Annotated in this window: 14 protein-coding genes; 10 read left to right on the top strand and 4 right to left on the bottom strand. The window is 73.5% G+C overall.

All coding sequences use genetic code 11. The features are described 5' to 3' along the window. Positions 1 to 80: 80 nt before the first annotated feature. The 3 genes from OG410_RS41090 to OG410_RS41100 all read right to left on the bottom strand — a co-directional run bounded on the left by OG410_RS41090 (position 81) and on the right by OG410_RS41100 (position 4,502). On the bottom strand, positions 81 to 3,500 hold the full coding sequence (locus OG410_RS41090; RefSeq protein WP_329303833.1) for a BTAD domain-containing putative transcriptional regulator: 3,420 nt from the start codon (positions 3,498 to 3,500) through the stop codon (positions 81 to 83). Between the two features lie 75 nt (positions 3,501 to 3,575). Further along, entirely contained in the window at positions 3,576 to 4,010 is a 435-nt protein-coding gene (locus tag OG410_RS41095) for a DUF6924 domain-containing protein (protein ID WP_329303834.1), read from the bottom strand. Between the two features lie 81 nt (positions 4,011 to 4,091). Then, positions 4,092 to 4,502, bottom strand: a complete 411-nt coding sequence (locus OG410_RS41100; RefSeq protein WP_329303835.1) for a DUF6924 domain-containing protein — start codon at positions 4,500 to 4,502, stop codon at positions 4,092 to 4,094. Between the two features lie 638 nt (positions 4,503 to 5,140). Here OG410_RS41100 and OG410_RS41105 point away from each other — a divergent pair. The 4 genes from OG410_RS41105 to OG410_RS41120 all read left to right on the top strand — a co-directional run bounded on the left by OG410_RS41105 (position 5,141) and on the right by OG410_RS41120 (position 13,575). Beyond that, on the top strand, positions 5,141 to 8,260 hold the full coding sequence (locus OG410_RS41105; RefSeq protein WP_329303836.1) for an AfsR/SARP family transcriptional regulator: 3,120 nt from the start codon (positions 5,141 to 5,143) through the stop codon (positions 8,258 to 8,260). Positions 8,261 to 8,474: 214 nt separating this feature from the next. After that, positions 8,475 to 9,923, top strand: a complete 1,449-nt coding sequence (locus OG410_RS41110) for a ricin-type beta-trefoil lectin domain protein (protein WP_329303837.1) — start codon at positions 8,475 to 8,477, stop codon at positions 9,921 to 9,923. Positions 9,924 to 9,948: 25 nt separating this feature from the next. Continuing rightward, positions 9,949 to 12,249, top strand: a complete 2,301-nt coding sequence (locus OG410_RS41115) for an AfsR/SARP family transcriptional regulator (protein WP_329303838.1) — start codon at positions 9,949 to 9,951, stop codon at positions 12,247 to 12,249. A 51-nt stretch (positions 12,250 to 12,300) separates the two neighbouring features. Further along, positions 12,301 to 13,575 carry a S8 family serine peptidase gene (locus tag OG410_RS41120; RefSeq protein ID WP_329303839.1) on the top strand — a complete coding sequence of 425 codons (1,275 nt, stop codon included), beginning with the start codon at positions 12,301 to 12,303 and terminating at the stop codon, positions 13,573 to 13,575. Positions 13,576 to 13,693: 118 nt separating this feature from the next. Here OG410_RS41120 and eccCa read toward each other — a convergent pair whose 3' ends face one another. Next, positions 13,694 to 17,680 carry a type VII secretion protein EccCa gene (gene eccCa, locus OG410_RS41125; protein ID WP_329303840.1) on the bottom strand — a complete coding sequence of 1,329 codons (3,987 nt, stop codon included), beginning with the start codon at positions 17,678 to 17,680 and terminating at the stop codon, positions 13,694 to 13,696. 615 nt (positions 17,681 to 18,295) lie between these two features. Between eccCa and eccD the strand changes: the two genes are divergently transcribed. The 6 genes from eccD to OG410_RS41155 all read left to right on the top strand — a co-directional run bounded on the left by eccD (position 18,296) and on the right by OG410_RS41155 (position 25,460). Then, the gene (gene eccD, locus OG410_RS41130) at positions 18,296 to 19,690 is read left to right on the top strand and encodes a type VII secretion integral membrane protein EccD (protein ID WP_329303841.1); all 1,395 of its coding nucleotides are present in this window, start codon (positions 18,296 to 18,298) and stop codon (positions 19,688 to 19,690) included. A 109-nt stretch (positions 19,691 to 19,799) separates the two neighbouring features. Then, a complete protein-coding gene (eccB, locus tag OG410_RS41135) occupies positions 19,800 to 21,371 on the top strand; it encodes a type VII secretion protein EccB (RefSeq protein ID WP_329303842.1) in 1,572 nt (523 codons plus the stop codon). Between the two features lie 125 nt (positions 21,372 to 21,496). Continuing rightward, entirely contained in the window at positions 21,497 to 21,841 is a 345-nt protein-coding gene (locus tag OG410_RS41140; RefSeq protein ID WP_329303843.1) for a hypothetical protein, read from the top strand. Between the two features lie 50 nt (positions 21,842 to 21,891). Then, the gene (locus OG410_RS41145; RefSeq protein ID WP_329303844.1) at positions 21,892 to 22,197 is read left to right on the top strand and encodes a WXG100 family type VII secretion target; all 306 of its coding nucleotides are present in this window, start codon (positions 21,892 to 21,894) and stop codon (positions 22,195 to 22,197) included. Between the two features lie 154 nt (positions 22,198 to 22,351). Then, positions 22,352 to 22,783: a type VII secretion system-associated protein gene (locus OG410_RS41150; RefSeq protein WP_329303845.1), complete on the top strand. Its 432-nt coding sequence runs from the start codon at positions 22,352 to 22,354 to the stop codon at positions 22,781 to 22,783. Positions 22,784 to 22,811: 28 nt separating this feature from the next. Beyond that, positions 22,812 to 25,460, top strand: coding sequence for an AAWKG family protein (locus tag OG410_RS41155; RefSeq protein WP_329303846.1), 2,649 nt, complete (start codon positions 22,812 to 22,814; stop codon positions 25,458 to 25,460). Positions 25,461 to 25,471: the final 11 nt, after the last annotated feature.

The following is a 25,471-nucleotide window of genomic DNA, read 5'->3' on the forward strand; positions in this document are numbered from 1 at the left end:
CCGGCCACCCTGCAGATCGCAAGCCGCTCGGCCGCTTCCGGCGGCTGCCGCGGGCCGACCTGCTGAGGTCGGTGGCGGCTCTACGGGGCGAACGTCCGGCGCCGGGCTCCCGGGGGCGGCAGTGCTGCGGCGGCCAGGCGGGCGGTGTCCACGTGGTGTGCCGAGTGCCAGGCCCGGGCGACCTGTTCGGCGCGCGTGTAGCAGTCGGCCGCGGCCTGTTCCTCGTCGACCAGGCGGTACAGGTCGGCCAGGGCGTGAGCGAGGGGACGACTCGCGTAGGCGCCACCGGCGGCGCCCCCGAACTGGTCCTGGAGGGGCAGCAGATGGGTGATCAGCATGGCTGCTGCGCCGGTGTCGTTCAGCAGGACCGCCAGTTCGCTGCGGTAGTCGAGTTCGAGCCCGTAGAGATGGTCGGTCACCGGTCGCTCGGGGAACGACACGGCTCTCGCCTCGTCCGCCCGGCCGAGACGTGCCAGGACGAGTGCGTGCAGTACGGCGACGGGCGCACCGACGGCTGAGTGGATCTCCCTGACGTCCTGCTCGATCTCGGCTGTCCTGCCCTGCGTGAGCCGGATGGTCATCAGGCCCATGGTGTGCCGGTCGGCGGCCCGGTGTGCCCCGATACGCCGCAACAGGACATCCGCCTCGACGTATGCCGTCTCCGCCTCGGCGTACCGGCCCTCGACGGCGGCCAGCATGGCGAGGGTGAGGGTGTTGATGCCCTGGGCCCACAGCAGCCGGTACCGGTGCGCGAGGCGCAGACCGTCGGCGGTGTGCCGGCGTACACGGTCAGGGTCGTTGCGCGCGGCTGCGGTCAGGGTGTCCAAGTGCTCGCAGACCCAGTGGTAGGCGGGGAGGTCGTGGGCCAGGGCGAGCTGACGCAGCTCGGCGACCAGCGGCTCCCGCGCGGTGTGCTGCCCCTCATGCGGCATGAGCCTGGCCGACGTCATCAGGGCGGAGGCCAGCAGGCGTGGTTCACTGCCGGCGCGGGCCAGGGCCAGCTGGGCGTGTGCCACTTCCAGAGCCCGTGGCGCGTCCTCCGCCGCCACGGCGTCCACGAGGACCTGGAGTACCCGTGTGCGCGTCGGATCGTCGAGAGACCGGTCCTGGGCCAGCTGCTCCAGGCGGGCCAGTGCGGTGCGGTCGAAGAAGCCTTCCAGTCTGCTGCGCCACAACGAGGGTTCGGTCCACGCGCCGTAGACAGCTGCGACCAGATCGTCCCGGTTCGCAAGGATGGCAAGGTCGACTGCCTGCTGCCGGGTTCGTCGGGCGGCGTCGGATGCTCCGGCCCGCACCTGTGCGCCCAGCAGCCGTATCAGGAGGCCGACGGTGGCCTCGCGGTGCCCATCGGAGTCGGACGCGATCGTGGCGTGCGCCTGCAGCGCCTGCTGGATCAGCCCCACGGCCATGTCGTGGGCGTACCGCCGTTCCGCCATCTCCGCCGCCCGCAGCGCGTAGTCGAGGGCCAGTGCCGCGGTGTCGCTGCGGCCGGCGCGTGCGAAGTGGTGGGCCAGGGCGGGCAGATCGGCGGGGCGATGGTTGCGCAGCTGCCGGGCGACACGGTCGTGCAGGCGGGAACGCCGTATGACGGGTACGTCCGTGTAGACGGTGTCGCGCACCAGCGCGTGCACGAAGCGGACGCGTCCCGGTGCGGGTTCGGTGAGCAGATCCGCGGTCAGGGCGGCCTCCAATCCGTGCAGAAGGCTGTCCTCGTCCATGTCTGTCGTGTGCGTCAGCAGGGAGATGTCGGCTTCGAGTCCCACCACGGCAATGAGCTGTATGACGGAGCGGGCGTCTGCCGACAGCAGGGCCAGGCGTCTGCGCAGCACGTCGCGTACGCCCTGCGGGACTTCGGAGACGGCGACCAGGGCCCCTTCACTGGTCAGGAGACGTGCGCTCTCCAGGACATAGAACGGATTCCCGCCGGTGCGGTCGGTGAGGGCTGTCACCGTGGCGGGATCGACGGGCTCGCCGCAGACGGTCTCGACCAGGGTCGCGACGTCCGCGGTGGGCAGGCCACCGAGCGTGATCCGGTGCGGAGCGCTCGGCGCGAGATGCGCGAGGGTCTTGCCCAGGAGATCGCCGGCCTCGGCGGGCCGATAACTGGCGGCGGTGAACACGGGACGGCCGGTGACCGCGGCCGCGGCTTCGAACAGGGCGAGCGTCTCGGCGTCGGCCCGATGCAGGTCTTCGAGAAAGACGGCGAGCGGCTGCCGGCCGGCTGCGTCCCGGAGCCAGGCCGCGAAGGCGCGGTGCATGCGGAATCGTCCGACGGTCGCGGCGTCGCCGGTCGGGGCGGTTCCGGCGTCGGACTCGCTCAGCAGCGCGGCCAGCTCCGCGGGCTGGGCCGGAGGGAACGTGCGCGCGAGTGTTTCGAGGGCCTCCACCCAGGCCCAGGCGGGCGGCGCTCCCTCGTATTCGGGGCAGCGGCCGATCAGTACGAACCACCCCTCGGTTCTCAGGCGCTCGGCGAATCGCTCCAGCAGTGCCGACTTCCCGGCGCCCGCCTCGCCGGTGACCAGCGCGGTGGAGCCCGACTGCCGGGCGGCCGTCGCAGCGGTGCCCAGCGCGCGCAGCTCGTCGCCTCGGCCGACGAACGGCAGGCGCGCGGAGGCGGCCGGTTCGGGGACCGGAGCCGGGTCGCTCACGATGTCGGCCGTAGCGGCAGGAGCGTCGGCGGTTCCGGACACGACCGCCACGGTGGTGCCGGGGACGGCAGTCGTCGTGGTGAGCGGTACGTGCGCGGGCAGGACGTCGAGGCGTTGGGTCAGTACAGCCTGTTCGAGTTCCGCGAGGGCGGGCGAGGGATCGCAGCCGAGTTCGTCCCGCACCGCCTTCGCGGCACGGCGCAGCGAGGCCAGGGCATCGGCCTGCCGGCCGCACGCCCAGTGAGCCAGCGTGAGCAGCCGCCACCCTTCCTCCCGCAACGGGTTTTCCCGCACCAGGTCTTCGGCGGCGAGCGCCGCCTCGTTGGCATGGCCTTCGCGCAGATCGGCCGCGGCGGACAGCTCTCGGGCCTGGACGTACAGCTCGGTCAGCCGGGCCACTTCGGGCGCCGCCCACGTCTCGCCCGCGTGCTCCAGGAACGGAGGTCCTTGCCAGGATCGGAGCGCGTCGGCCAGCAGTTCGCGGGCACGGCCCGGTGGAGCCTTTCTGGCCTCGCCCACCCGGGACTCGAAACTCCAGGCGTCCACGGAGCCGGGGGGCAGCCGAAGGACGTATCCGGGGGCGGAGGTCGCCAGAACGGTCGAGGGCGCCCGGCTGGGGCGGCGGGGTTCGAGCAGGCGGCGCAGGTTCGACACATAGGCGTAGAGGGACGAGCTGGCCTTGGCCGGGGGGAGTCCGTGCCACACGGCATCCACCATCTGGTCGGCGCTCACCACCGTGCCGCGGGCCGTGACCAGCAAGGCGAGGACGGCGCGCTGGCGAGGGGTTCCCAGTTCGACCGGTCTGCCCTCGACTTCGGCGCCCATGGAACCCAGGACTCGTATTCGCAGCACCCACGGGAATGTACCCGAGCGGTGGCCCCGCCCGGTCCATGTCTGCACCGTTCCGGCCGCGGGCTGCCGTCAGGGTCACATGCCCTCGAGCCCCCGGTAGACCCCGTCGTGGCCGACGCCTTCCACGTAGTCGCCGAAGTCCGTGTTCGCCAGGGACAGATTGGCATCGATCTCCGCGAGTGACGACGCCACGGCCCGGAACACCTCTCCCGGGCCCTCCTCGTCCAGGTCGACCACGAGGAGGGTGCGGTCGCGAGCCGCGAGGTGAGAGGCGAAGGTGCCGGAGTCCGCCACCGCGAGGTACGGGTACTCCGCACGGTCGGGCACGAGCGAGCGGAGCTGCCCTGTGGTCATGCCCTGATTCCGCGGATCATCCACGGTACGCACGTCCACCAGCAGGCCCTCGGGGGCGTATGAGTCCATGTAGGTGCGGAGTTGATCCCAGGCCCGCTCGTCGGTGAAGTCGGTTCGGATCACTACGGCACCGCTGCCCTCCGGAAGCCTGTCCATGAAGGTCCCTCTCGTTCGGTTCGTTCGGTTCTGTTGGTCCGGCGGTCGGTGAATTCAGTGTGTGGCGCTCCCGGATCCGCTTCAGAACCCGCGGAACACCCCGTCCTCGTCCGCGGCGTCGGTGAACTCGGCCCAGTCCATGTTGGCCCAGGTGATGTTGTTCTCGATGGACCACAACTCCGCGGCGATCACGCGTAGTTCGTCATGCGGTCCGGTGCCCGTACGGATGACGAGAAGAGGTTTCCCGGGCACGGTGAGCGCGGCTTCGTCGGCGAGCACCACCAGCTTCGTCCCGGGTGGGGTGAGGCTCGCCATGCGCTGGGCCGACAGCCCTTGGTAGGCGATGTCGTCGACGATGTCGAGGTTCGCCAGGAAGTCCTCCTCGGTGGGTGTGGTGACGTCGACGAGCAGTGCCTGCCACGACTGCTCGTCGGAGAAGCAGGTGCGTACCAGGGGAGTCGTGTGCGCATGGCAGGACAGGTACTTGGGCATGGCTGTGATCCTCGGGACGGGTGACGGAATGGACGCGCGGGCGTGTTCAGCGCGGAAGCCGACGGGCAGAGTACGTGAGCGGTGAGGTTGCCGTGCGTCGCGGTCACTTCCTGCGCACAACGTCCTTCGCCCTGTGCCGGCTTCGAACGGCGCCACGGCCTGGTCCGGGCGCAGGGACTCAGTACCGTGACCTGGGCGATGCCGGAGACGATCGCCGGCCGCTTCGACACGGCCGAGGCCATCTGCCTGGAGGTCCCCGGCCTGCTGGAGCGACGCGTGAGGTGTACGAGTGCGTCGGAGTACCGGTCGGCGCCGTCGTCCGACGGCGAACCACGTCTTGCCGCGCCCCGGCACCGCATCGGCACACGCTCCAAGAGGGCGCCAAGGTGTCTGCGCTGCCCGAGGTGTTCGCCGAGCCGGACGCGTTCCCGAACCCGAACCGTTCCTCCTCCTGCCTGTCCACCTGTCCACCTGTCTGCCTGTCCCGAAGTCCGAGCGCCGACCGTCGGACACCCGCCGCGTTTCCCCGATGTCCCGTGGAACGACGTCCGGCCCACCCGCCAGGTCGGTTCCAAGGTGACTCCAAGCGACTCGCTCTAGCTTTCGGATCGCAAGTGAGCTCAGGGTGCGGGGCGATCGTGGACGACGTCGGTGCCGGAACGGGGAAGGCCGAAGACATGCCGACGGGTGTCACCAAGGACAGCGGGACCACATCCGAGCGGGGCGAACTGTGGTTCTCGGTTCTCGGGCCCGTCCGCGCCTCGCGTGACGGAACCGCCCTGGAACTCGGCCCGCCCCAACAGCGCGGACTGCTCGCACTGCTGCTCGCCCGCCCCGGGCAGCCGCTGGAGGTCGAGCAGATCGTCGACGCCCTGTGGGGAGAGGAACCGCCGGTCAGCGCCCTCACCCTGGTCTACCGGCACATCGGCCTGCTGCGCCGCACCCTGGAACCAGACCTCCCCGCGAGGGCGCCCGGCGGCTGGCTCCTGCGCGGAGCCGGCGGCTACCGCATCGAGGCCGACGCGGACTCCCTCGACCTGCTGCGCTTCCGTCAGCTGGCCCGGGAGGCCCGGCGGGTACGGGACGACGGCGCCACCCGGCGGAGCGTGGCGATGTACGTCGAGGCACTGGCGCTCTGGACCGGCCATCCGCTCGACGGACTGCCGCCGTTCATGCACACCGCCCCCGCCTTCAAGGCGTTGGACCGGGAGCACCACGCCGTGGTCAAGGAGGCGGCCGACGCCGCCCTGCACTGCGGCCTCGTGAGCGAACTGCTCGGCCCGCTGCGTCGCTGTGCCGCCGAACGGCCCCTCGACGAGCCGTTGCACGCCCGCCTGCTGTACGCCCTGATGGCCACCGACCGGGTGCAGGAGGCGCTGCGGACCTACCGGGCGGTGAAGGCCAAGCTCGCCGACGAGCTGGGCATCGGACCGGGCGAGGAACTGCGGTCCGCCGCCCGGCACTTGCTCGGCCAGCCCACCAGCGTGCCGACGCCCACCGGCGTGTCGGCGCCCGTCGCGCCGGCGCCCGCCACCGTGGGCCCCGCCCCGTCGTCCACCGTCCCGCGCCCGGCCGGCCGGGCGTCGGTCGCCTACTCCGTTCCCGCCCAACTCCCTCCGGGTCTGCCGGTGTTCGTCGGTCGGAAGCGGGAGCTGGCGCTTGTGTCCGGGCCGGGCGCCGCGGACGGACCCGCGGCGGTGATCGTCCTCAGCGGGCCGCCGGGCGTGGGCAAGACCGCGCTGGCGGGCCGCTGGGCCCACCGCGCGGCACCCGGCTTCCCCGACGGACAGCTCTACGCGAACCTGCGCGGCCACACGCCCGGCGCGCCCCCGGCCGACCCCGCCGTGATCCTGGGCGGGTTCCTGCGCGCGCTGGGCCTGCCGCCGGAGCGGATACCCGGGAAGGAGCGACCGCGGCGCTATCGGGAGGCACTGGCCGGCCGCCGGGTCCTGGTCTTCCTCGACGACGTCCGCGACGCCGCGCAGATACGGGATCTCCTCCCCGACGTCACAGGCTGCCTCGCGGTTGTCACCAGCCGGGGCCCGCTCCGCGAGATCGCGGGCGGCGAGCGGGACAGCCGCTTCCTCGACCTGGCTCCTTTCGACGCCGACGAGGCCCGCGACTGTCTCGCCGCCCGGCTCGGCGGAGAGAGGGTGGCCGCCGAGGAGGACGCCGTCCGCGAGCTCACCGTGCTGACCGGGGGACTGCCCCTGGCCCTGGCGGCCGCCGCGGCCCGCGCCTCCGCGGGACCGGCCTTTCCCCTCGCCGCGCTCGCCGAGGAAATCCGCTCGGCGAGCGGGGGACTGGACGCCGTACCCGAGGTACGGGCGGCCCTCGACGCCTCCTGCCGCACGCTCACCCCGGGCGCGGCCCGCGTCTTCCGGCTCCTCGCCGCCTGTCCGGGTACGACGATCTCCACGGCCGCCGCCGCGAGTGCCGCCGCGCTGCCCGTGGAGCGGGTCCGGCACCCGCTCGGCGAACTCGTCCGCGCGGGACTACTCACGGAACGGCTCGGCGACCGGTACCACCGGGCGCGGCTGGTCGGGACGTACGCGCACGAACTCGCCCGGCCCGACGAGCACGAGACCGCCACCACGGCACCCGGCCCCGCCGAGGACGGGGAGCCGGACGGCCGTGGCGGTGAACCGCGTGTGCCACGGGACGACGTCCAGCCCGACGCCGAGGCGTCACGGCTGGCCCTGCGGCGGGTGCTCGACCACCATCTGCACACGGCCCGCAACGCCCTCGCCCGGCTCTCCCCGCACCGGACCGTCCCCGCGCCGCCGCCCGCCCTGCCCGGAGTCAGCACGCTCGAGCACGGCAGTGCGGCCCAGGCCCTCGCCTGGTGCGGCGCCGAGATCCGAGGCCTGGTCGATCTGGTGAGCCTGGCCTCCCGCCACGGATTCCACGACCACACCTGGCGGCTCGCCCGGCTGGTCGAACTCCTCCTCGACCAGCAGGGACTGCGCCACGACGCCGTTGAACCCCGGCGGGCCGCCCTCGACTCGGCCCGGCACCTGTGCGACCCGGTAGCGCTCGCCCACGCGTACAGCTCCCTCGGGGAACTCACCGGACGCCTGGGCCGTACGCAGGACGCCCACATCCATCTGCGCCGGGCCCGCGAACTCTTCGGTGAACTGGGCGACCTGCCCGGACAGGGCGACGTGCACCGGCGGCTCAGCCGGCTGTACGAGGGGCAGGGCCGCCTCGACGAGGCTCTCAGCCACGCGGAGCGGGCCGTGGAGCGGCACCGGGGCGCCGTTGACCGGGTGGGCGAGTCCGGTGCGCTCCTCGCGCTCGCCAGGATCCTTCGCCTGCTGGGCCGGCACCGCGACGCGTTCGCCGTGACCCGCCAGGCCCTCGAAGCCCTGCACGGCCTCGCCGAGCCGCATGCCGAGGCCGCGGTCCGCGGCGCGCTCGGCCGCTGTCACGACGCACTCGGCAATCACCGCCGTGCGCTCCTCGCCCACCGGCGTGCCCTGACGCTGTACCGGGCGGCCGGGGACGGGCACCACGAGTTCCGCTGTCTGGTCCGCATCGGCGAGGCGCACCGTGCCGCCGCCGACCCGGGGGCCGCCCGGACGGCCTGGGCGCGCGCGCTCGCCGTACGCGACACCCTGGACCACGAGACCCCCGAGGTGCGGGAGGCCGCCGCCCTGCTCCGGACCAGGATCCGAGACCTGCCCCCGCAGGACGACACCGGCGCGGAGCCCCCGGCGCGCCCGTCCCTGCGGCTGGTGTCGGACGCCTCCACGTGACAGGCGCGGACACCTGCCGGAACCTGACGTTCCGTACGTTCCGGCGGGGTCAGTTTCCTGTCACTGGACCGACCTACGCTGACCCGGAGGGGGATGTTCCCACCGTCGCCCGGTCGCCCGGCGGACGGTCGTGGCGCCGCGCCAGGGCGCGGGCACGGGTGCGAGCACAGCCGGTCACACGCTTGATTCCAGGCTTGATCCAGGGGAGTGGACTATGACGCGCGGGGTAACACCACGCCCCGGGGACGCGAGGGCGTTCTCGTCCAGCGGCCTCGCGGTGGCGGCGGCGGAACCGCCGGAGACGGACGGCGCCGCGGAGCGGGGATCCACGGAGGCCGCCGCGGCCTTCGCACGGGGCCGCGACGGGACCCGGTCCGCCGGACCGGCCGAGGGCGCTGGACCGGCCGAGGGCGCTGGACCGGCCGAGGGCGCTGGACCGGCCGAGGGCGCCGGACGGACCGTCCCCGCGGAACCGGCCACCGGACCCGCCGGAGAGACCTCGGCCGAGGAACCCCCGGCCGCACCCGGCACCACCGCGCCGACTCCGGACATGTCGGCCGCCTTGACCACCGTGACGGCCGCGGGCGGGTCCCTCCGGCCGGCCGCCGACGAGGACACCGACGCGGAGACCCCGGACGGCGGAGCACCGGATGCCGGAGCAGCGGGCGCCGGGCGCCGGGAGGAGGGAGCCGCCGGGCCGGGCTCCTCCGAGGGGCGTTCCGAAGACCGCCCCGAGATCCCGGGCGGCACGGCCGAGGGCACTGCCGCCGGTGCCGCCCGGACGGTGGCGCTCGTCTCGGACACCGGCCGGGACGGCGACGACGGCGACGCCGAGAACAGCGGCCGCCGTATCTCCCGCGAGTCGGTCATCGGCGTCTCTCTGCTGGCCCTGCTCGTGGCGGGGAGTTCCTTCCTGCTGGTCGGCTCCGGAGGCGACTCGTCCGCATCCGGCACCGTCGAGTCCGCGCGCGGCGGCTTCTCGCAGGACGGCGAGGACGGACCGGGCGGTGTCCCCGGCACCGCCGCTTCCACCGCTCCCTCCGCCCGGCCCACCACCGGCACCCGGCCGGGCACCGACGCCTCCGCCTCGCCGCGGAGCGCCGCGAACGGGTCCGGGTCCACGATCGGTGAGGGCTCCCACCACAGCGGATCCGGCTCGGCCACGGACAAGGCCGCCGCGGGTGCCGCGGCGGCAGCGCCCGCTGCCGCCGACCGGCCCGTGAAGTCCACGGCCTCGACGCCGTCCGCGGGACAGGCCGCCGCGGCCCCGTCCGTGCAGTCGGCGGGCGCCCTCGTCGGCTCGGCCTCCGACCGCTGCGCGGACGTCACCGACGGCACCGCCGGCGCCGGTACGCCCATCCAGATCTGGGACTGCACCGGCGCCAAGTGGCAGCGCTGGTCCTTCTACTCGGACGGCACGGTGCGCTCGCTAGGCCTGTGCATGGAGGTCGCCTCGGCCTCCGTGAACGACGGCGCCGCGATCCGGCTCGCGAACTGCGACGCCGGCGTGGGCCAGCGGTTCCGGCTCAACTCCGCGGGGGACCTGGTCAACATCCGGGCCGACAAGTGCGTGGACGTCAAGGACCAGCAGACCGACAACGGCGCCCGGCTCCAGCTGTGGACGTGCACCGGGGCGCAGAACCAGAAGTGGGGCCTGAGGTGAGGACGGTGCTGTGGAAGAGCCGGTGATGCGTCAGGACCCGACGGCGCCGTCGTTCTCCGTGCTGGGGCCGATGCGTGCCTGGCGCGACGGTACCGAGCTGGATCTCGGCCCCCCACAGCAGCGCGCCACCCTGGCGGTGCTGCTGGTCCGCGTGAAACGGCCCGTCCCGGTCGGTGAGATCGCCGACGTGCTGTGGGGCCAGGGGCAGCCGGTGAGCGCGACCAACGTGATCCACCGTCACATCGGCATGCTCCGCCGGGTCCTGGAGCCGGAGCTGCCCAACCGCACCGAGGGACAGCGGCTGGTCCGGGTCAGCGGGGGCTACCGGCTGCGCGTCGACGCGGACGACGTCGACCTGACCCGCTTCCGCCGACTGCGCGAGCGGGCCCAGGAGGCTGCTCGGACGGGGGACGCGGCGGAAGCCGTGGAGCGGTTCAACGACGCCTTCGCGCTGTGGCGGGGGCCGGTCGCCGCCGGAGTCCCGGCCGTCGCGCGAGCCCACCGCATTTTCACCGCCCTCGACGACGAGTACGTGGCGGCCGTCCGCGAGGCCGCGGACACGGCCTTGTGCGACGGCCTGGCGGACCGCGTCCTCCCGGCGATCGAACGCTGCGCCGCCCGTCATCCCCTCGACGAGGGGGTCCACGCGAAACTGGCGTTGGCGCTCGCCGCCACCGGCCACCAGGCCGAAGCCCTCGACGTGTGCCACCGCGCCCGGACCCGGCTCGCCGAGGAACTGGGCGTCACCCCGGGCACCGAACTGCGTGCCGCGCACGAGCGTGTGCTCGGCGGCGACCTGAACGGCCCCCCGGCCGGTGTCCGGATGAAACACCCGGTACGCCCGAAGTCACCGAAGCGCCCGGCGCATCCGCGGCACTCGGAACACGCGCGGCACCCGGAGCGCTCCGGGCACCCCGAGGAGCCGGAGCACCGCCGGACCGCTCCGGTGCCGCGTGGCGAACGCGGTCCCGCGCCGACGACACCCCCGCCCGCCCCGGCACCGGGCCGCACCGGGGAACCGTGGCTCGTACCGGGGACCACGGCGGGCCCGTCGGCCGCCCCGCCCACGGACGGCGCTCCGCCCCGCCCGGAAGGTCCCGGCGGCCATGACGAGGGGCGCCCGCCGCTCTCGTTCGGCGGAGACGCGCCCGCGCCCGCGCACGCGTTCGTCGGGCGCCGGACCGAGACGGCAAGGCTGCTCGCCGATGCCGATGCCGATGCCGATGCCGATGCCGCCCGGCCGGGGGACGAGACCGTGAAACTCGCCGCCGTCTGCGGCCCGGCCGGGTCCGGCAAGACCGCCCTCGCGGCCGAGACCGCCCGCCGCCTGGCCGACCGGTTCCCCGACGGGCTGATCCGCATCGCCCTGCGGGGCTTCGACCCGTCTGCCGCGCCGGTCGCGCCGGGCGAGGCGATCCGCGCTCTCCTCACGGCACTGGACGTCCCCCCGGACCGGCTGCCCACCGACCCCGACGACGTGGACGCGCACACCGCCCTGTGGCGCAGTGTGCTCTCCCGACGACGCTTCCTGCTGCTGCTCGACGACGCCCGCGACACCGCGCAGATCCGGCCGCTGCTGCCCGCCACGCCCGGCTGCATGGTCCTGGTGACCAGCCGCGACCAGCTCTGGGGCCTGGTCGCCGCGGAGGGCGCCCACCGCGTCGTCCTGGGCCCGCTCACCCCCGAGGAGTCGCGGGAACTCCTGGCGGCGCGCCTGGGTTCCGACCGGCTCACCGCCGACCCCGAGCGGACCGAACGGCTCGTGGAACACTGCGCCGGACTGCCGTTCGCCCTCCACCTGGCCGCCGGACGGCTCACGGACACCCCCGGGGGACCGGCGGCGTCGCCCGCACCGTCCGCCATCCTCGGGGAGAGCGACCGGACCACCGTACGGCGGAGTCTGTACGGCTCGTACCGGACGCTCGACCCTGACGCCGCCCGGCTGTTCCGGCTGCTGGCCCTGCACCCGGAGCCCGAGACGGGCGTCGTGGAGGCCGCCGCCCTGGCCGGCACCGGACCCCGGCGGGCCCGCGTCCTGCTGTCCGCGCTCACCGGAGTGCACCTGCTGGACGAGCGCGCGCCCGGCCGCTTCACCCTGCGTCCCCTGGAACGCGCGTACGCCCACGAACTGGTGCACACGGCCGACGGCCCGTCGGCACGCGCCGCCGCCGTGCGCCGCCTGCTCGGCCATCTCGTGCGCCACGCGCTCCCGGACGACGGGCCGTGGACCCCGTGGCCCCGCGGTGACGGATCCGCCGACGCACCGGCCCGGCTGCTGGACACCGGCCGCTTCCTCCCCACGGAGCCGGAGATGTTCTCGCTCTGACCGGCTCGCCCCGACCGGCGGCCGCCCCACCACCGAAGGACTGGACCGCACATGCCCCTCTCCCGGCCGTCGCGCAGGACGGCCCGGCCCGCCCCGTCCCTCCGCCGCACCCGGTACGCCGTCCCCGCCGGACTGTGCGCCCTGGCGCTCACCGTCGGTCCCGCGCCGGTCGCGCTGGCCGACGACGCGTCACCGGCCCCGGCCGCGACCGGCTCGACCGTACGGCTGCCCGTCATCCCCGGCTCCCTCGGCAGCGGCGCGGTCTGTACCCGGCCGTCGCCGACCACGATGACGGTCGTCCCGTGGACGCATGCCGTGCTCGGACTGTCCGGTGCCCGGGCCTACTCCCGGGGCGCGGGAGTCACCGTCGCCGTCGTCGACACGGGCGTGGCGACGCGGACCCATGGCCTCGAGGGCCGGGTCGAGGCGGTGGGCGACGCCGCCGAGGACTGTGTCGGCCACGGCAGCTTCGTCGCGGGACTCATCGCCGCGGAGTACGACGGCACCGGCGCCGACTTCGGTGGCATGGCCCCCGACGCCCGCGTTCTCGCCGTACGCGGCACCGACGCCCGCGGTCTGGCCGACGCCGCGAGCGTCGCCGCCGGCATCCGCGCGGCGGCCGGCGCCCGTGCCGGGGTCGTCGTGGTCCCGCTGGCGCTGTCCCGGGGCAGCAAGGCGCTGAGTGCGGCGGTCCGCTACGCCGTCGCCCGCGACTGCCTGGTGGTCGCCGCGGCCGTGCCCGACGCCACGGGGGACGTCACCGGCGTCTCCGGTGACACGACGCGGGCCGCCCCGGCCGCGCGCTACTGGCCCGCGTCGGACGAGGGCGTGCTGTCCGTCCTGGACTTCGGCCCCGACGGCAGCCGCCCCGACGGGGCGCCCGAGCCGGTCCGGGCCGATCTGGCCGCACCGGGCGACAAGGTGGTCGGTACCGGCCCGCGCGGCACCGGCGACTTCACCGGCACCGGCGCCTCCTTCGCCACCGCCCACGTCGCCGGGGCCGCCGCGCTCGTCCGGTCGCGGTACCCGGACCTGAGCGCCGAGGAGACCGCGCGTCGGCTGACCGGCACCGCGTACCCGGCGGACGTGCCGCGCCTGGACACCTATGCCTCCCTCACCGTCGTACCGCACGACGCAGGGACCGCCGCGCCGCGGCCGGCGCCGGCGGAGCGGGTGGTGCTGTCGCTGCCCGCCGACGACCCGGGCCCGCGCCGGATCGCCGTGGCCGTGGGCTCGGTGTGTCTGCTGACGCTGCTGACGGCGGCGGCCGTGCGGGGCGTGGTCCGCGCCCGGCGAGGCCGCCGCGACGGCGCCGCGCAGGCCTGAACGCGTCCCGGGCGGAGGGGGCCGTCGCGTGGGGCGCCCGCGACGGAGGAACCGCCGAGCGCGGAGGGGCCCGGCCCACGGGCCGGGCCCCTCCGCGGTGTCGGTCCCGTCAGTTCCGTCAGTCCTCGTCCAGCAGAGCCGTCTGCACCTGGAACGTCTTGCGGCGGGTGATGCGCAGCGCCCGGCCCGGCACCAGGACACGGGGCTTGACGCTGCCGAACAGATACCCCTCGGACGGCGGGCACGACATCAGCAGGCCCGGGGTGTTGATCTCCAGCATCCGGCGCAGGACCGGGTCGCCCAGGCCGCGTCCGGCGCCCGCGGCGGAACGCGTCACCACCAGATGGAAACCGACCTCGTAGCCGAGCGCCAGGAAGTCCAGCAGCGGTTCGAACGGGCTGCGCCCCAGCGGCGCGTTGATCAGGTCGTAGTCGTCGACCAGGACGAACAGGGTCGGCCCCTGCCACCAGTCCCGCAGCCGCATCCGGGACGGCGCGATGTCCGGACCCGGCATCCGGGAGCGCAGCGCGCGGGCCGCGCCGTCGGCCAGTTCCCGCAACTGGTCCACGGAGACCGCGTGGCCGAGCCGGTACTCCTCCGGCACCGCCTCGACCAGTTCCCGCCGGTAGTCGACCACCAGGACCCGCGCCTCGGCCGGGGTGTAGCGCTCTGTGATGCCCTTGGCCACCAGTCGCAGCAGGTTGGTCTTGCCGGTCTCGGCGTCCCCGACGACGACCAGATGGGGGTGCTCGGAGAAGTCGTGCCAGGCCGGGGCCAGCTTGTCCTCCTCCATGCCGAGCGCGACGCGCAGATCGCCCTCGGCGGGCGGCAGTCCGGCGGCCGGGAGCCGTACCGGCAGCATCCGCACGGGAGGCGCCGGGGGCCCCGCCCAGTGCTCGGCGACGGACGCGACGACCTGCGCGACGCCCTCCGCCAGGTCCTCCTGGTGCTGTACGCCGTCCAGTCGCGGCAGCGCGGCGAGGAAGTGCAGCTTGGTCTCGGGGGTCAGACCGCGGCCCGGGACCCGGGGCACCGAGCGGGCCCGCCGGATGTCGATCACCGATTCCATCGGGTCGCCCATCTTCAGCTCCAGGCGGGTGCCCACCTGATCCCTGACCTGCGCGGCGAGTTCGACCCACCGGGTGGTGGTGACGACGAGGTGCACGCCGTAGTTCAGGCCGCGCAGGGCGAACTGCGACAGGGTGGTCACATGGTCGAGGAAGTCCTGCCGCAGGGTGCCCCAGCCGTCCACGACCAGGAACACGTCGCCGTACGGCTCGTCGGGGAACTCCCCGGCCGCCCGCCGCTTGCGGTACGTCGCCATGGAGTCGATGCCGTGCTCCAGGAAGAACCGTTCGCGTTCGGCCAGCAGCGAGGCCACCGCCGCGACGGTCCGGCCGATCCGCTCCCCGTCGACATGGGCCGCGACACCGCCGACATGGGGCAGCCCGGCGAGCCCGGTCAGGCTGCCACCGCCGAAGTCCAGGCAGTAGAACTGCACTTCGCGAGGGGTGTGGGTGAGGGCGAGGGCGGTGATCAGCGTGCGCACCAGGGTCGACTTGCCGCTCTGGGGGCCGCCGGCGATCGCCACATGGCCGCCCGCCCCGGACAGATCCACCACGAGGGGGTCCCGGCGCTGCTCGAACGGCCGGTCCACGATGCCGATCGGGACCCGCAGGGCGCCCCGCGCCACCGCCGCCGCGCCGGATCCGCCGGCCGGGACCGTCAGACCGCGCTCGGCGTCCGGCGCCGTCGGCGGCAGCAACCGGTCCAGGGTCGGCGGCAGTCCGAGCGGCGGCAGCCACACCTGGCGGGCCGCGGGACCCGAGTCGCGCAGCCGGTCCACGGCCGTGGCGAGCAGGCTCCGAGCGTTCGCCTCCTCCGCGGCGGCCTCCTCCGCCTCCGCCCGCACCACCGACTCGGGCAGCTGCCGCGGCGCGATCCAGCCGACGCTCCAGGGGGTGACCTGTCCGGCCACCTGCGCACGGGCCAGGGCGCCGCGCCGACGCCGGTAGGTCCCGGAGACGTACGCGGCCCGGAACCGGGTCAGCGCCTCCACCCCGCTCTTGAGATAGCCGGCGCCCGGTTGGGAGGGCAGCTGATAGGCGTCGGGCACCCCGAGCACACCCCGGCTCTCCATCGCGGAGAACGTCCGCAGACCGATGCGGTAGGAGAGATGGCTCTCCAGCTGGTGCATCCGGCCCTCGTCCAGGCGCTGGGAGGCCAGCAGCAGATGGACCCCCAGGGACCGCCCGAGACGGCCGATCATGACGAACAGCTCCATGAACTCGCTGTGCGCCGCCAGCAGTTCGCTGAACTCGTCCACGACGACGAACAGGCTGGGCAGCGGCTCCAGCGCCGTGCCCGAGGCGCGCGCGTTCTCGTACTCCAGGGCCGAGGTGTAGTTGCCCGCGGCCCGCAGCAGTTCCTGACGGCGGATCAGTTCACCGTGCAGGGCGTCCTGCATACGGGAGACGAGCGCGACCTCGTCCGCCAGGTTGGTGATCACCGCGGAGGTGTGCGGGAGTTCCTCCAGGCCCAGGAAGGTCGCGCCGCCCTTGAAGTCGACGAGTACGAAGTTCAGGGTCTGCGAGGAGTGGGTCAGCGCCAGACCGAGGACGAGGGTGCGCAGCAGTTCGCTCTTGCCGGAGCCGGTGGCGCCGATGAGCATGCCGTGCGGGCCCATGCCGCCCTGCGCCGACTCCTTGATGTCGAGTTCGACGGGCGCCCCGTCCGCGCCGACCGCGATCGGCACCCGCAGCCGCCCGGCGGCCCCGGTGCGGGCGGCCCAGTAGCCCGCCGGATCGTGCCGGTGCAGGTCGGGAATGCCGAGCAGTGAGGTCAGCTGGATGTCGGAGGCGAGCGGTTCCGTGCTGTCGGTGGCCAGACTCAGCCGGTACGGGGCGAGCAGCGCGGCCAGCGTCCGGGCCGCCGCCGGGCCCATCCGGTCGGGACGGCCGAGGGGGGTGGTCTGCTCCTGGCGGCTGCGGTCGGTCCGCACCAGGCGCAGTTCGGGGTCGGTGAAGTCCAGGCGCAGCGTCGTACGGCCGGGCCGCCAGGTCAGCGCGCCGGACAGGTCGACGGTGACGCTGTTGCGGAAGCCCTGTCCGTCCAGCCGGTGCCCGGCCGGGATCCGGCCGCCGTCCACGACGATCACGGTGAACGGTTCCTCGCGCCCCGGCACCGCGTCCGGGTCGAAGGCGGGCCGCTCCTGGAACTCGGCGCCGAGCAGGTTCTCCAGTTCGGTGACCGACGGGGCGACGAGGCGGGCCGGTCCGGCGCCGTCACGGTCGTGCCGGTGCTGGGAGTGCGGCAGCCACTTCAGCCACTCCCAGTCGGCCCGCCGCTCGTCGGACACGCACAGGGCCACCCACAGGTCCTCCGGGGCGTGGAACGCGGCGAGTTGGGCCACCAGGGCGCGGGCGGCCGACCGGATCCGGTGCTCGTCGCCCCGGGTCAGCACCTTCGACCAGGCCCGCAGATAGACCGAGACGGGCTGGTCGGGGACGGTCGAGTAGGCGCGGATGAACCGGCGCAGGGCGTGCGCGCTCAGCGGCTCCAGGTCCTCCACGGGCTTCGTGGAGACCGGGCTGAGCCGCACCCCGAGCCGCTGGTCGCCCACGGCGATCCGCACCTCGGCGAAGTCGTCGTCGGCGGGGCGGCGTTCCCACAGCCGGGTGGTGCGCACCATCGACCAGAGCACGGCGGGGTCGGGATGGCGCCAGACCAGGGCCTGGCGCTGCTCGGTCACCGCACGCCGGACCTTCTTGCGCACCTGCGCCAAGTACCGCAGATAGTCCCGCCGTTCGCCCTTCGTACGACGCTTGCGCTCGCCCCGGCCGCGCATCATCTGGCCGACCAGCATGGCCACCATGGACAGCATCATCATGCCCATGGCGATATAGCTGAGGACGGAGTTCTCGCCCGGTCGCAGGAACATCACCAGCATCGACGCGGACATCATGCCCATGGGCAGGAAGGTCCAGACGGCGGACGAATCCGCCTGCGTCTCCGGCAGGGTCGGCGGCTCCTGGAGCGCCAGTTCGCCCTGGGGCACGTCGGGACCGTGACGGCGGGCCGGCCTGCGGAAGAGTTCGACGGACAACGGGATGACGCTCCTTCGGTGGGGTTGCGCAGGGTTCGGGTCCCTCCGCACGCTCCCGCCCGCGGACGGAGTACGGCGGATGCGGGGCGGACGCCGGGCGGACACCGGGCGATCGCCGCACGGGCCCCGCCGCCCGGCCCTCGCCCCGCCGGCCGCCTCTCGCGGCCGGGAGCGTCTCCACGACCCCACCCGGGATCCTAGGCGGCCCCGAGTGCGTAAAAAGTGTTCGTTCCCGAAGGGGGAGTGCGGCGTCCGTGGCCGGCTCCGGGGACACATACCGACGTCCCCCGCGGCGGTGCCGGTACAGCCGTACGGTCCGCGCACGGTGACCCGCACCGCCGGTCAGTTTTCCCTCACACACGCCTGCCTACGATCGCCCGGTGCTTGTGGGGCGGACGGCCGGACCGTCGGTCGTCAGTGTCCCCGCCCGCCTCCGCGCCGTCCGGATCCCTTCGCGTTCTCTGCGAGGCCCAGGCCCGCCCGTACGACGGGCAGTCGAAGAACTTTCGAGAAGAGCGGTCCGGAAGAGCAGTCCGGAAGCGCTTCACGGAATCCCCAAGAGCCCAGAAAAGCCGAAGAGTTGCTGAAGAAGAGCCGAACAAGGAAGGCAGGAGCGTGAGCGACAACGCGCTGGCCGGTCTCTGCCGCGTGAACATACGGACGTCCGAGCGGTCCGTCGACCTCGCCGTGCCCTCGGACGTCCCGATCGCCGATCTGCTGCCCGTCGTCATCGGCTACGCCGGCGACGACCTGGAGGAGTCCGGACTCGAACACGGCGGCTGGGTGCTCCAGCGGCTCGGCGGCACACCGCTGGACCTGGAGGCCACCGCACAGTCCCTCGAACTGCGCGACGGCGACACCCTCTACCTGCGGCCGCGCGTCGAGACGCTGCCCGAAGCGCACTTCGACGACCTGGTGGACGGCATGGCCGCCACCCTGCGCGAGCGTCCCCACCAGTGGTCCCAGGACGCGACCCGCTGGCTGCTGCGCACCCTGCTGGTCTGCTCCGTGGCCGTCGCCCTGGCGATCCTCGTGCTGCCCGGCGCCCCCGTCGCCGTACGCGCGGCCACGGCGGCGCTGATGGGCCTGCTCCTGCTCGCCGGGGCCGCCGCGGCCAGCCGTGCCATGGCCGACAACGGCACCGCCACCGCGCTCGCCCTGATGGCCGGTCCCTGCCTGGGCGCCACCGGCTGGCTGCTGCCCGTGCTGGGCGCGGGGGACGGCGCCGCCTCGACCGGCAGCAGACTGCTGTCCGCCGCCGCGGCGTCGGCAGCGGGCACGGGACTCGCCCTGATCCTGATCTCGGGGCCGGCCCGCTTCTTCCTCGCCTCGGCCGTGGTGGCGGTCGCCGTCTGGCTGGCCGGACTGCTCATGGTCCTCGCCGGACTGCCGGCCGCGCACGCCGCCGCGCTCGTCGCCGTCGTCGCCACCCTGCTCGGCGCGAGCGTCCCGGCCGTCTCGTTCTGGCTCGCGGGCCTGCGCATGCCCCCGCTGCCCACCAACGCCGGGGAACTCCAGCAGGGCATCGACCCCGAACCCGGCGAGCGCCTCGTCGTCCGCACGATCCGCGCCGAGGGCTGGATGACCGCGCTGTACGGAGCGGTGGGCGTGATCTGCGCGGGCGCCCTCACCATCTTGGGCGCGGAGCCCACCACCCCGGCCCGCGTCACCACCCTCGTCCTCGCCCTGCTGCTCACCCTGCACAGCCGGGGCATCGGCAATGCCGTCCAGCGAGTGTCGGTGCTGCTGCCCGGTCTGTGGGGCGCGGCCGTCCTGGTCGTGTCCCTCGGCCTGCGCTCCGGCACCGCGGACCGGCTGCTGCTCGTCGTGCTGCTGTCCGGCCTGGCCGCCGCGCTGGCCGTGCTGTGCTGGGCGCTGCCGGGCCGCCGCCTCGTCCCGCACTGGGGGAGAGCGGCCGAACTGCTGCACTCGGCATCGGCGATCACCCTGGTGCCGCTGGTCCTCTGGGTGCTCGGGGTCTACGGCCGGATGCGCGGCGTCTTCGGCTGACCGGCGGGAGCACGCGGGGCGGTCACCCCCCCCCGGCACACGCGAGGCACCCGGTACGCGCGGCAGGTGACGACGAGAGAGCCAGAGACGAGAAGGAAGGGAGGATCCGGTGCAGTCCAAGCGCGACCAGGTCGAGGCGCACGTCTTCATGATGAGCCGCCTCACCTCCGGCATGCTGCTCACCGATCCGGACGCGCCGGAGAGCCCGATGGGCCGCACCGGCCGCGGCGCCGCCTGGGGGCTGCTGCTGGGCGCGCTGGGCACGGCGGGCTGTGTTCTGTTCGGGGTGCTGTCACCCGGCGGCGACGACTCCTGGAGGAGCGCCGGCGCCGTCATCGTCCGCAAGGACACCGGCACCCGGTACATCTACCAGGACGGTGTCCTGCACCCGATCCGCAACTACGCCTCGGCGCGGTTGATCGGCGGCTCGGACCTCGCCACCCGCATGGTCTCCGGCGCCTCCCTGGAAGGCACTCCGCGTGGAGCCGCCGTGGGCATCTCCGGCGCCCCGGACGACCTGCCCTCCGCCTCGGACGTCAACGCGGGCCCCTGGCTGGTGTGTTCCGGGATCTACACAGCCGACGACGGCAAGAGGCCGGCCACCACCACCCTCGTCATCGGCTCCGAGCCGCCCGAGGGCGACGGGCTCACCACCGGACAGGCACTCCTGGTCACCTCCGCCGGCAGTGAGCGGTTCCTGGTCTGGCACGGGCGCCGGCTGCCGCTCGACACCGAGCACGGCGCACAGCGTGCCCTCGGCTACGGTGACGCCACCGCCCGCACGGTCTCGGCCGAGTTCCTCAACAGCCTTCCCCTGGGACCCGAGCTCGCGCCCCTCGACGTGCCCGGACGGGGCACGGCGGGCCCGTCGCTCGACGGTCACGCCACCCGCGTGGGCCAGGTGTTCACCGTGCAGGTTCCGGACGGCCCGGTCCGGTACTACCTGCTGACCGCGCAGGGCCTGCGCCCCGTCGACGCCACGCGGGCGGCGCTCGTGCTGGGCGATCCCCGTACCCGGCAGGACAGTTACCAGGGTGAGCCGCCGGCCGCGGTGGCGCTGGCCACCGACACCCTCGCCGCTCATCTCACCCGCTCCGGCACCGGGGACACCGACTCCGCGCAGTGGCCCTCGGGCCCGCCCCGGCTGGTGGAGCCCGCCGGGCGGCAGGACCTCTGTGCGAACGTGGAGCCGACGGACGGCGGTCCGGCGACGAGCGTCGCCGTGGTCACCACCCTGGACGCCTCGCCCGCCGTGGCACCCGAGGGGGTGCGGGCCGCCTGTTCCCCCGTGGACGCCATCGCGGTGCGGCCGGGCGCCGGAGCCGTGGTGCGCGCCCTCGCGGCGGGGGGCGGGGAACTGGGGGACACCACGTACCTGGTGACCGACACGGGAGTGAAGTACCGCATGCCCTCGGGGCAGGCCGTCGCGGATCTCGGCTACGGCGGGACAAAACCGGCGGCCCTGCCCTCGACGCTCCTGGAGATGCTCCCGACCGGCCCCGACCTGGATCCCGACGCGGCCTCCGGTGCCACCGCCGCACGCACCACGCAGGCCGGGGACTGCTCCGGCGGCCCGGCACGCGACGGCGCCGCCGGGACGCCGAAGGGACCCGCCGACGGCGCCCCCACCGGTCCCGCCGCCGGCCACGTGCCCGGCCTCGCCGCGGGCAAGCAGGAGTGACCCCGGCAGTGGCCCCCGAGCGACCCGATCCCGTCCCGGACCGTCCCGGACCGCCTCGCCGAGGCGGGGCCGGGAGACATCAGGACCGACAGCATCCGACCGCACCCAGTGGAACGAGGTAATCCGTGAGCACACCGATCCAGCAGTCGTCGCAGTCGTCGACGCTCCTCGGCATCAACGCCCTCAACAGCGCCCACGCGGGCATCCAGCGCTGCAAGACCGACGTGGACACCACCGCGGGCGGCCTGGCCACCAGTTACAGCTCCTCCTCCGAGGACGGCCATGAGTTCCAGAAGCTGCTCCAGCAGTGGGACGCCCAGGCGCAGATCATCCTCAACAAGCTGCAAGGCCTGATCAACAACCTGAGCACGACGATGCGGCACCACAACGCCACCCAGTCGGCCAACACCGACATGGTGCGCACCTCGCAGAGCACGTCGGACTCCGCCTACAGCCAGCTGGCCGGCTGACCGGTCGATCGGCCGACCGGGAAACCACCCTTACGACCCGAGGAGTTGCCATGAGTGCCGACGGTGTCATCCACGTCGAGTACAACCACGTCGAGCAGGGCGTGGAGGACCTGATCCAGCAGACCAGGGCCATCGAGACCACGCTGGACAGCCTGGAAGCCGAGCTGGGCGAGCTGAAGGCCACCTGGCAGGGCTCCGACGCCCAGGCCTACACCGACGCGCAGCGGGACTGGAACAACGCGGTCGTCGCCATGGAGCAGCTGCTGATGTCCCACGCCACCCTGCTCGGTGAGGTGTCGAACAACTACCGGCAGACCGAGAACAGCCTCGCCCAGATGTGGAGCGAGCTGTCCTGACCGCGGGCCGGGCCGCACCGCCGGCGGTCGTGTCGCACGACCGCCGTGCCGCACCGCCGTCCGGCGGGGCGTCCCGACCCCGCTCAGCGCATCGCGAGACCCGCCAAGAGACCCGCCAAGAGACCCGCCAAGAGACCCGGAGGGGAGAAGAGACATGGCAGACCTCACGCACCTCGACGCGAGCCAGCTGACCTCGTTCGTCGACCACGAACTGACGGCCTTCAGCGGAGACCTCGCGAAGATCCGCAACGACACGGCCGACCAGCCGCCCGTCGAGTCGCTGTTCACCATCCACTCGGCGCTCAGCGCCACCCCCGACAAACAGCTCGCCATCGGCCCCATGGGGACCGCCGGCACGGTGCACGGTGACGCCCTGCGCACCAACACGGTCGCGCTGATGAAGAACGTCGACCAGGTCTTCGTCAAGCAGAAGAAGCTGTTCAACGACATGGAGCGGGACCTCAGGGACACCGTGACGACCCTGCTCGACACCTCCGGGTCCTCGTTGCAGGCCGTGGCCACCGACCGGTTCGTCTCGTCCATGGCCGACGTCGGTCAGGACCTCGGCGGCACCAGCCTCGCCTGACCCCCACCCACCAGGAGTTCCCGGCACCATGGCAGACGAAGGCAAGTGGGAGCAGGCGGTCTACCTGATGACCGGATGGAAGGTTCCGGCCAGGGGCTCCGTCACCAGCGACCTCCAGGGCAAGTCGAACCGGAACGGCGGCAGCGGTGACGACGCCGTCGACACCCCCTGGTTCTCCGTGACCATCTCCGACGTCGGGAAGACCGACGCGACGGCCGCCGCCCAGCGGCTGGCCGCGGCCGGCGGGAACTACGTGCTGTTCTTCGCGGGCACCGGCGACGCGGGTCCGATGGAGAACGCGAAGTCCCTCAACCTGTATGTCGCGAAGGTCACTTACGCGTGGCAGACCGGCAGCGGCGTGAGCGGGACCAACTTCTACAAGTACGCCAACGGCGTCGCGTCGGCCCTGGACCAGCTGGCGGCCTCCCCCTGGAGGACCAACGGTTTCTCCTTCGACGGACTGGCCGTGACGGAGACCGACTCCGTCGACCTGGGCACCTTCTCCTACCGGGCCAAGTCCCTCGACCGGGCGAAACTGTTCTTCGAGGAGCACCAGACCCGGCTCGAGGGCTGGGTCGACGCCATGGGACGGGACAACGCGGCCTGGCAGGGCAATGCGGCCGGTGTCTTCGTCAACCTCCTCGACACCCTGCGCAAGCAGTACAAGCACTACGACGAGCAGTTGGCGCCCAACGGCTTCAGCGCCCAGAGCGCGAGCGTCGTGGACGGCTATGCGAGCAAGACCTTCCAGGGCAACGGTCTGATCGAGGCGGAGCACGCCCTGAGCGCGGCTGTCAAGACGCTCAGGGACGCCTGGACCAAGTGGCACGGAGACCAGAACGGCAACGTCACCGGAAAGGCGCCGGACGGCTCCGCCAACACCCCCGCGGGCCACTGGAACCCGGAGGACGTGATGCGTGACGTCCTCACCGAGATCAAGCAGTGGCTCGACGCCAACAACGCCGGCAGGGTGGTCACCCACTCCAACACCTACGGCACCTCCTACGGCGGCACCGAGTACTGGTACGACCTCATGGAGGGGTTCAAGGAGAACGTACCGGCGTACGGCAGCCTCACCGACCCCGCCAACTGGGCGAAGATCGGCCAGGAGGCGGTGGCCCGCTGGAACAACGGCGTCACCGCCCATCTGGACCCCGCGGCCGACACCGCGACGACGACCCTCAGCGGCGCCTGGTCGAAACTGATGAACACCGACTGGGACCCCGGCTACGGCTTCGAGGAGGCGCCCTCCGCCACCCTCACCACGACGGGCGGCAGCGGCAACGACGGCAGCGGCAACAGCGATTCGGACTTCGATGTCAGCGACATCGCGAACATGCTGAACAACCAGAACTCCTCCGTCAGCAACGCCCTCAACGACATCGCCTCGTCCACGAACGACGCGCTGAACGGCGTGGGCTCGTCCACGAACGACGCGCTCAACGACATTCTGTCCGGAGGGAGTTCGGGCAGCACCGGTGGCGGCGGCATCGGCACCGACCTCAACAGCGATCTCAACGACATCCTCGGCACCGACGGCCTGTCGGGCGACGGGACGGGAACCGGCAGCGACCTGGGCACCTCGCCCACCTACACCTCGCTGCTCAACAACGCGCTCAACGGCATCGGTTCGTCCGGCTCCGGCACCACGAAGATCAACTCGGACGGCAGCATCACCGTCACCAACCCCGACGGCAGTACGACGACCACCAGACCGGACGGCACCGAGGTCACCGAGTACCCGGACGGCAGCACCCTCACCACCGACCCGGACGGCCGGACCACCCTGGCCAACGCCGACGGCAGCACCTCCGTGCAGAACGCCGACGGCTCCGTGACCACCACCTATCCGGACGGCAGCGAGGTCACCCTCGACCCCGACGGCTCCTACACCGTCCAGGGCGCCGACGGCGCGGTCAGCGACCTCGACCTGAAGCCGGGCCAGACCGTCACCAACCCCGACGGCAGCACCACCACCCTCAACTCCGACGGCAGCATCACCACGAAATACCCCGACGGCCTGGTCAGCACCCTCGAACCGGACGGCACCTACACCGTCGACGCCCCCGGCACCGGCGGAGTCGACACCTCCTCACCGTCCCCGGACGGCTCGGGCACGTCGACGGGTTCCGGCACCGGCCTCAACAGTTCCGGCACCTCGACCGGCACCGGTCTGAACGGCGCGCTCGACGACCTCCTCAACGGCACCGCGTCCACCACCGACTCCCTCACCACCGCGACACAGGACGGCGACTTCCTCTACGACGACGTCCCCTACACCTCGTCGCTCTCCGGCGCGCTCGGCGGCCAGGTCCCGTCCGGCGACGGCCTCACCGGGTCGTCCGGTCTGAACCCCGGAGCGCTCGCCGCCTCCCGCATGGGCGGCCTGGGCGGCGAGATGACCGCGGCCGAACGCGTCCGGTCCGGCTACGCCGACACCGACGCGGCCGGCGGCACCACCCGCACCACCGCCGCCCGGTCGGCCACGACCACCGAACAGGCCGCGTCCCGGGCCACCACCAGCTCGGGGATGCCGTTCATGCCACCCGGCGCCGGACAGGGCAGCCAGGCCACACAGAGCGAGGGACGCACCCGCACCACCTGGCTGTCCGAGGACGAGGAGGTCTGGGGCACCGACGAGGACGCCGCCCCCGCGGTCCTGGGCCGCGACCACTGAGCGCCACCCGA

This window comes from Streptomyces sp. NBC_00659 (genome assembly GCF_036226925.1).
In the GTDB taxonomy this organism is placed as follows: Bacteria; Actinomycetota; Actinomycetes; order Streptomycetales; family Streptomycetaceae; genus Streptomyces.